The sequence below is a fragment of the Pseudomonas sp. GW821-FHT07G06 genome (assembly GCF_058986625.1).
Genome location: NZ_JBYSVW010000037.1, coordinates 1 through 7,051, shown reverse-complemented (window position 1 = coordinate 7,051; position 7,051 = coordinate 1). Strand labels below are relative to the sequence as shown.

At 59.4% G+C, this 7,051-nt stretch carries 5 protein-coding genes and 1 rRNA gene; 3 read left to right on the top strand and 3 right to left on the bottom strand.

Annotated elements, in window-relative coordinates; all coding sequences use genetic code 11:
- Together AC3WJW_RS29915 and AC3WJW_RS29910 are read left to right on the top strand one after the other, a co-directional pair.
- Positions 1–2,583: type I secretion C-terminal target domain-containing protein (locus AC3WJW_RS29915; protein ID WP_493728541.1), on the top strand; the 2,583-nt coding region annotated here is incomplete at its 5' end.
- 146 nt (positions 2,584–2,729) lie between these two features.
- Positions 2,730–3,068 (top strand): hypothetical protein, encoded by a 339-nt coding sequence (locus tag AC3WJW_RS29910; RefSeq protein ID WP_015092944.1) that lies wholly within the window; start codon positions 2,730–2,732, stop codon positions 3,066–3,068.
- Between the two features lie 45 nt (positions 3,069–3,113).
- Here the strand turns inward: AC3WJW_RS29910 and lapD are convergent, their stop codons facing one another.
- Positions 3,114–5,060 (bottom strand): cyclic di-GMP receptor LapD, encoded by a 1,947-nt coding sequence (lapD, locus tag AC3WJW_RS29905; protein ID WP_493728540.1) that lies wholly within the window; start codon positions 5,058–5,060, stop codon positions 3,114–3,116.
- 14 nt (positions 5,061–5,074) lie between these two features.
- On the bottom strand, positions 5,075–5,767 hold the full coding sequence (gene lapG / locus AC3WJW_RS29900; protein WP_493728539.1) for a cysteine protease LapG: 693 nt from the start codon (positions 5,765–5,767) through the stop codon (positions 5,075–5,077).
- Positions 5,768–5,963: 196 nt separating this feature from the next.
- On the opposite strand from lapG, the gene AC3WJW_RS29895 reads away from it, so the two are divergent.
- Positions 5,964–6,674, top strand: coding sequence for a GntR family transcriptional regulator (locus tag AC3WJW_RS29895; protein ID WP_493728538.1), 711 nt, complete (start codon positions 5,964–5,966; stop codon positions 6,672–6,674).
- A 124-nt stretch (positions 6,675–6,798) separates the two neighbouring features.
- On the opposite strand, the gene rrf is transcribed toward AC3WJW_RS29895, so the two are convergent.
- Positions 6,799–6,914 (bottom strand): 5S ribosomal RNA (gene rrf, locus AC3WJW_RS29890).
- Between the last annotated feature and the right edge of the window lie 137 nt (positions 6,915–7,051).

Here is a 7,051-nt window from a genome sequence, read left to right as displayed (position 1 = left end):
GACACCGCCCTCAGCGGCAGCGTGCTCACCGGCACGAGCAGCGTCGATGGCCCGGTCAGCGTGGTCAACTTCACCATTGGTTCGACCACTTACACGGCCGGCAGCACGGCGACCATCGCCAATGTCGGTACCCTGGTGATCGCAGCCAGCGGGGCCTACACCTTCACCCCGGCCGCCAACTACAACGGCACGGTGCCAACCGTCACCTACACCGTCACCGACGGTTCGGGACCCAACGTCACCTCGACCCTGAATATCGGCGTCACGCCGGTCGATGACCCGAGTGTGCTGGCGGCGGACCTCAAAACCACCCTTGAGGACCAGATCGCCACCGGTAACGTACTGACCAACGACCGCGATATGGACAACGCTCTCAGCGTGACCAAATTCACTATCGGTGGCATCGAGTACAGCGCGGGGGGGACTGCCACCATCGCAAACGTGGGCAGGCTGACAGTCGGTGCCAACGGTGACTACAGCTTTACCCCTGCCGACAATTGGAGTGGCAAGGTTCCGACTGTGACCTACACCACCAATACCGGTTCAAGCACCACGCTGGACATCAGTGTGACCGCAGTCGCGGACACACCGATCGTGACCGCCACCACGACTCAGGTGGCCGAGAACAGCAGCATCGCATTGGGCTTGAAGGTAACGTCAGTGGACACTGATGGCTCTGAAACCCAGACCATTACCTCGATCGGCGGCATCCCGGCAGGTGCGACCCTGACCGATGGCACGCACACCTTTACCGGCACAACCGGTAACGGCGTCGTCAACCTCAGCGGGTGGGATGTGAGCAAGTTGAGCTACACCCCGGCACCGTATGCCACCGGCACCAACACGCTGACCGTGACGGCAGTCTCGACCGAGAGCCAGGGTGATTCGGCAACCAACACAACGCAGATTCCGATCACGATTAACTCGGCAGGCTATAACTCGATCACTGCCACCGCAGGAAATGACAACTTCGTCGGCACCGCCGGCAATGACATCATGGTCGCCGACATCGGTGGACTGACCGTGGTGCCGGGCACCAACTACAACATCGCATTCATGGTCGACAGCTCGGGCAGTATGAGTGCGTCATCGATCAGCGCGGCCAAGGACTCGCTGACGTCGGTGTTCAACACCCTCAAGCAGAGCATGGGCAACAACTCGGGGACCGTGAACGTCTTCCTCGCGGACTTTGATAACCAGGTCAACAAGTCGGTATCGGTCAACCTGAACGATCCGAATGCCTTGATCCTGCTCAAGGCGGTGCTGGATTCGATGGCTTCCGGTGGCGGCACCAACTACGAGGACGTATTCAAAACCACGGCCAACTGGTTCCAGAGCGCCGAGGCCATGGCCAACACCGGGGCGAAGAACCTCACGTACTTCATCACCGACGGCAAACCGACCTACTACCAGAGCGGTGAACAGACCAACCCGAACTTGTTCGGCGGCGTGAAGCTCGACGACGTCATCACCACCAGCAATTACAAACTGGGGCAAACCTACAACGCCACTCTGGACAGTACTCACAAGCTGTCCATCGACAGCGACGGTACGGTCACTCTGCAGACGTACAAATCTTCATGGTTTGGCGGCTACTGGAGCAGCGACGATCTGGGCACCATTCACGCCGAGGGTAACGGCACCTATGAGCTGTCCTATCGCGACGGCAACGGCAGCAGTACCGGCTCCAGTGCCATCGACAACTCCACCGACAGCTTCGCGCTGCTGGGCAAAGTGTCGACGGTGGAGGCCATCGGCCTGAACAAAGACGTCACTCTCAACGACCTGAAGCCGTACGACTCGGATAAAACGCCACAAACCAACATCGATCCGAAGGACTTGGCCAACTCGATCATTGGCCATACCGAAGCGACAATGCCGGGTAACGACACCGTCAGCGGTGGCGACGGCAACGACATCCTGTTCGGTGACCTGGTGAGCTTCAACGGTATTGCCGGCGAGGGTTACCAGGCCATGCAAGCCTTCGTGGCGCAGCAATCCGGCGTGGAAATCAGCAAAGTCACCACCAGCAACGTGCACCAGTACATCACCGAGCATTACAACGCGTTCGATGTGTCCGGTGCCCATGACGGCAACGACACCCTGCTGGGCGGTGCGGGCAATGACATCCTGTTCGGCTCGGGTGGTAACGACAACCTCGACGGTGGCAAGGGCAATGACATCCTGCTCGGCGGCACCGGCAACGACACGTTGATGGGCGGACAGGGCAACGACATCCTGATCGGTGGTTCCGGTGGCGACACCTTCGTCTGGAAAGCGGGCGACACCGGCACCGACGTGATCAAGGACTTCAAGGCCAGCGAAGGCGACCGGATCGACCTGCGCGATCTGTTGCAGGGCGAAACCGGCAGCACCATCGACAACTTCCTGAAAATCACCACGGTCGATGGCGTGTCGTCGCTGCAAGTCAGCTCGACCGGGCAGTTCAACTCTGGCAACGCCGCAGCCGCCACGCCGGACGTGACGATCAAGCTGGAGGGCAACAATTGGTCAAGCGCCAACCTGCACAACCTGATTGCCGGTAGCGACCCGACTATCAAAATCGATCACAACAACAGCTGATGCATGAAAACGGCCGCCCCTTCCGGGGCGGTCGTCACGTTTGTGTCCACTGCCCGGTGACGATTTCGTCGCTGCGCCACATACTGGCGCGCAGTTGACCTATGCTGCTGACAGCAAGACGCTGGCTCAATTCTGAGGGATGCTCAATGTTTTACGTGCAACGCGATGCGCAGGGCCTGTTGGTACGCGTGGAACCCGCCGCCTACGCCGAGGCCACGGAAACCCTGCCGGCCGACAATCATGAAATCCAGGCCTGGTTTGCCAATGCGGCTGTGGAGAACAGCCTCAAACAGCTCAAGCAAAGTGACCTGGAGATGATCCGGGTACTCGATGACTTGATTCAGGTGCTGACCCAGAAAGGCGTGATCCGCGTCACCGACCTGCCCACGGCGGCCCAGGCCAAACTCATGGACCGAAACCAGGCCCGTGAAGCCTTGGGTGGCTTGAGCCAATTGATCGATGATGAAGAGACCGGGTTGATCTGACACACCCTTGCGATCATTCCCACGCGCTGCGTGGGAGCGATCAAATCAGCGCCAGGGCTTGGGCTCGCCGAACAACTGGCCCTGCACACCGTATAGCCCCATCTCGCGAATCACCGACAACTCGCCTTCCGTCTCGACCCGTTCGGCAATCAGCGGCAAATCAATGCTGTGCGCCGCTCGCTGGATCGCCTCGATGAACAGGCGTTTGTCACTCTCCAGGTCAATCGAGCGAATGTAGCTGCCATCAATCTTCAGGTACGCCAGCCCCAGCCGCGCCAAGTTGCCGATCATGCTGAAGCGTCCGCCAAAACGTTGCAGGCTCAGTGAGAAGCCGAGTTCGCGCAGGCGCCGGGTCAACTGCTCCAGCACCGCCTGATCAGGCAGTTGCTCTTCGCCAATCTCCAGGGTCAGACGCGGGCCGAGGTTGGAATGCGCACGCAGTATCTCGAAGATTTTGTTTTGCGCCTGCGGGTCGCCCAGGGTCGCCGACGACAGATTCAACGCCAGCGACTCCTCATGTTCGCTCATTTGCGCCAACACCCGTTCGAGCATCAGCCGATCCAGGCGCGCGGTCCAGCCGAAGCGCTCCAGCCAAGGCAGAAAACGCCCGGCGGGGATGGTCTGGCCGTGTTCGTCGAGCAGTCGCGACAACACTTTGTAATGCAGCACCAGTTGCGTGTCCTGGGCGGCCACTACCGGTTGGAAATACAGCTCGAAGCGCCGCTGTGTCAGCGCCTGGTCAAGCATCAGGTGCCAGGCGTGGTGATCGTCGCCGACACTGGCCGAGAGGCTGTGTTCGATGCAGGCCCAATTCTGCTCGCCCTGGCCTTCGGCCTGGGCCAGCGCCTGATCACCGAGGCTGAGCACGGCTTGCGGCGAGTCACCGTGAGCGAAAGGCGCCAGGCCGATAGACGCCACGGCAGCCACATCTGTGGCGCCGGTAGCGTGCAAACTGGCCAGGGCGCTGTCGAGATTTTGCGCCAGTTGCAACGCTTCTTCGCGCACCAGCCCCGGTGCCAGTACTGCAAACTCGCCGCCACGGATACGGGTCACCAGGTTCTGGGTTTCCGGATACTTGGCGCACTCGCGAGTCAGTTGCTCACCGACGGCCTTGAGCACTTCATCGGTGCGCTGGCCACCGAGACGCTGGTTGAGGCCGGCAAGATCCTTGACCCGCAACAGCAGCAGATAACCGGAGCTGGCCTGTTCCGGGTTGCTCACCCGGGCATTCAGTTGCATCTCGAAATAGCGCCGGTTGGCCAACCCGGTCAACGAATCCTGATAGGACTCGACCCGCAGTTTTTCACTACGCTCGGCCTGCTCCTGGAACAGCGCCTTGAGCTTCTCGACCATCTGATTCATGGCCTGTACGACCCGGCGAAGCTCGGGAGTGCGCGGCAGTTCCGGCAGGCTGAGGAACTCCCGTCGGGCGATGGCGTGGGATTGCTTGACCATGTAATCCAGCGGTCGCAATTGCTGGCGCAGCAACAGCGCGCCGAGCACCGCACTGACGGCGCCGCACAGCAGCAACCAGCCCAGGCTGCCCAAGGCGCTTTGCCACAACTTGGCCAGCGCGAACATCGGATGGCTGACGACCTCGACCCGGGCAGCCTGCTCCCAGCCGCGGCTGACGATCGCATCACCACCGGCGGGCTCCAGGCCGATCAGTTTGACGAACCAGTCCGGAACGTTGTTGACCGCCGGAATGCCCGTGCGCTCAACCAGGGGCTGGTCGGTCTTCAGATCGACCACGCGGATGCTCGCGTAGTAACCGCTGTCGAAGATCGAGCTGACCAGCAACTCGACCATCGCCGGGTCGTCGATATTCGGGGTCAGGGAAAGCGCCAGCGCGGTCGCGGCGTCCTGGGCATGGGAACGCAACTGGTTGACGTACTGAGTGCGCGAGCTCTCCAGGCTGACCATGAAACTGCCGGTGAAGGCGACCACCAGGAACAGACAGATAGCAATCAACAGCTGTTTGAACAAAGACATCTGAGCACGTGCTCCTAGTTAGTCGTCTCGACCGGGAATCCTTCGGCCTGCATTTTCTTCAACACATCCTGCCAGCGCGACAGACGTTTGGTATCGCCGACCTTTTTGTTGCCTTTGGCACCCGGCAACCACAATCCCTCTGCGTTGAAAGAGTAGACCGGCAGCAAATCCTTTCGTTGGCTGGCCGGCTTGATTGCATCTATCAGGCTGTCGAGCACCAGGGGCTCGGCCTCCGGACTCGAGTAGTAGGTCAGCACCATGTGCGCGCGGTTCTGGGTCAGTGCCTTGACGTAGGTAATACGCAGCTTTTCACTGGCTACACCGAGGTGACGCAGGCTGAAGTACTTGGCAATAGCGTAGTCTTCACAGTCGCCGGCGCCTTTCCACAAGGCTTCGATCGGGGTTTCCCAGTAGTCGACTTCATGCCAAAGATCGATGTCTTCAACATATCGCAGCTGTTTGTTGAAGAAGCGATTGACCACATTGAGTTGTTCCGGCTCGCCGATCTGCTTCTGACTGGCCAACAAATATTGCCAATCGTTAATGCGTTGCTGACCCTCTCCCAAAGGTCCGTACAATGCCTGCGCCCGCCGGCTGATCAGGGAAAAGTCCCAATCGGCACTCAAGCTGCCCAGCATCACGCCAGCCAGCAGCAATGCGCTGCACAGCCAGCGTAAAATCCGGGGGATCGTTAAACATGCCGCCAATGCGAGGCATCCTGGGTAGACAGGAGAGAGTCGTTCGAATGGTGAAGGTTAGTCCGGAAAAAGACAATGGCACGGTGAGATCACTGGCGGCGCGCTAAACTGCAGGAAAGGCATTCGTTCACTTGTTTGACAAGCTGTCAGGCAGTTACTAGTGTCATTTGGATCCAAAAAAATTTCATTATTCAGGGTGCGTTTAGTGACACAAAAGCCCAACCCTCTCAGCAGTATCAAGGTCAACGGGCCGATTCCCGCACATCTGGCACGCTCGGTGATCGAGGAAACCCTGCGCGCGGCGATACTTGACGGGCGCATCCCTTGCGGCGCGGCCCTGCGCCAGCAGGACCTCGCCGATCTGTTCGGCGTCAGCCGCATGCCCGTACGCGAAGCCTTGCGCCAGCTCGAAGCACAGTCATTGCTCACCGTGGTGGCCCATAAAGGCGCCGTGGTCGCGCCGCTGGTCCAGGGAGACGCCGTGGAAACCTACGCGCTGCGCATCCTGCTGGAGTCCGAGGCCCTGCGTCTCTCGGTGCCATTGCTCCAGGACGAAGATCTCGAACAGGCTGCCCGCTACATCGACGAACTCGAAACACAAAGCGACTACACCGAAATCGGCCGGCTCAACCGCTTGTTCCACATGGCGCTTTACAGCCGGGCGCCCAATCGCCGGCTGTTGAAACTGGTTGAAGACGGCCTGAACGAGGAAGAGCGCTTCCTGCGTTTCAACCTGGAAGCCATGGGCCTGGGCAAACTGTCCCAGGACGACCACCAGGCATTGTTGCGGGCCGCCGAGGAACGGGACGTAGAACGCTCCGTGAAGCTGCTCGAACATCATCTGAACCGAGGGGTCGAGGTCATTACGCGCTACCTCAACAGCCCTGAAGTCCAGGCCAGAAACACGCCGAAATAACCCGCAGCGGCAAGTGCAAGACGTGAGAAAGCCCGTTGTGGAGAAGCTCCACAACGGGCTTTTTAGTACCCCTGAAACGACAAAACCCCTGTCTGCGTTAGCAGACAGGGGTTTTGGAATTCAATCTTGACGATGACCTACTCTCACATGGGGAAACCCCACACTACCATCGGCGATGCATCGTTTCACTTCTGAGTTCGGGATGGGATCAGGTGGTTCCAACGCTCTATGGTCGTCAAGAAATTCTGTAACCAGCCCGTTAGAACATCAACGTGCCAGTGAAAATGGGTGACTTCTACTAAAAACAAAACCCCAACTGCTTTCGCAATTGGGGTTTCGGAATTTAATCTTGACGATGACCTACTCTCACATGGGGA

Bases quoted from the DNA above. Each gene is read 5' to 3' on its own strand.
- AC3WJW_RS29910 (WP_015092944.1), top strand. From the start codon at position 2,730: ATGTTTTACGTGCAACGCGATGCGCAGGGCCTGTTGGTACGCGTGGAA.
- lapD (WP_493728540.1), bottom strand. From the start codon at position 5,060: ATGTCTTTGTTCAAACAGCTGTTGATTGCTATCTGTCTGTTCCTGGTG.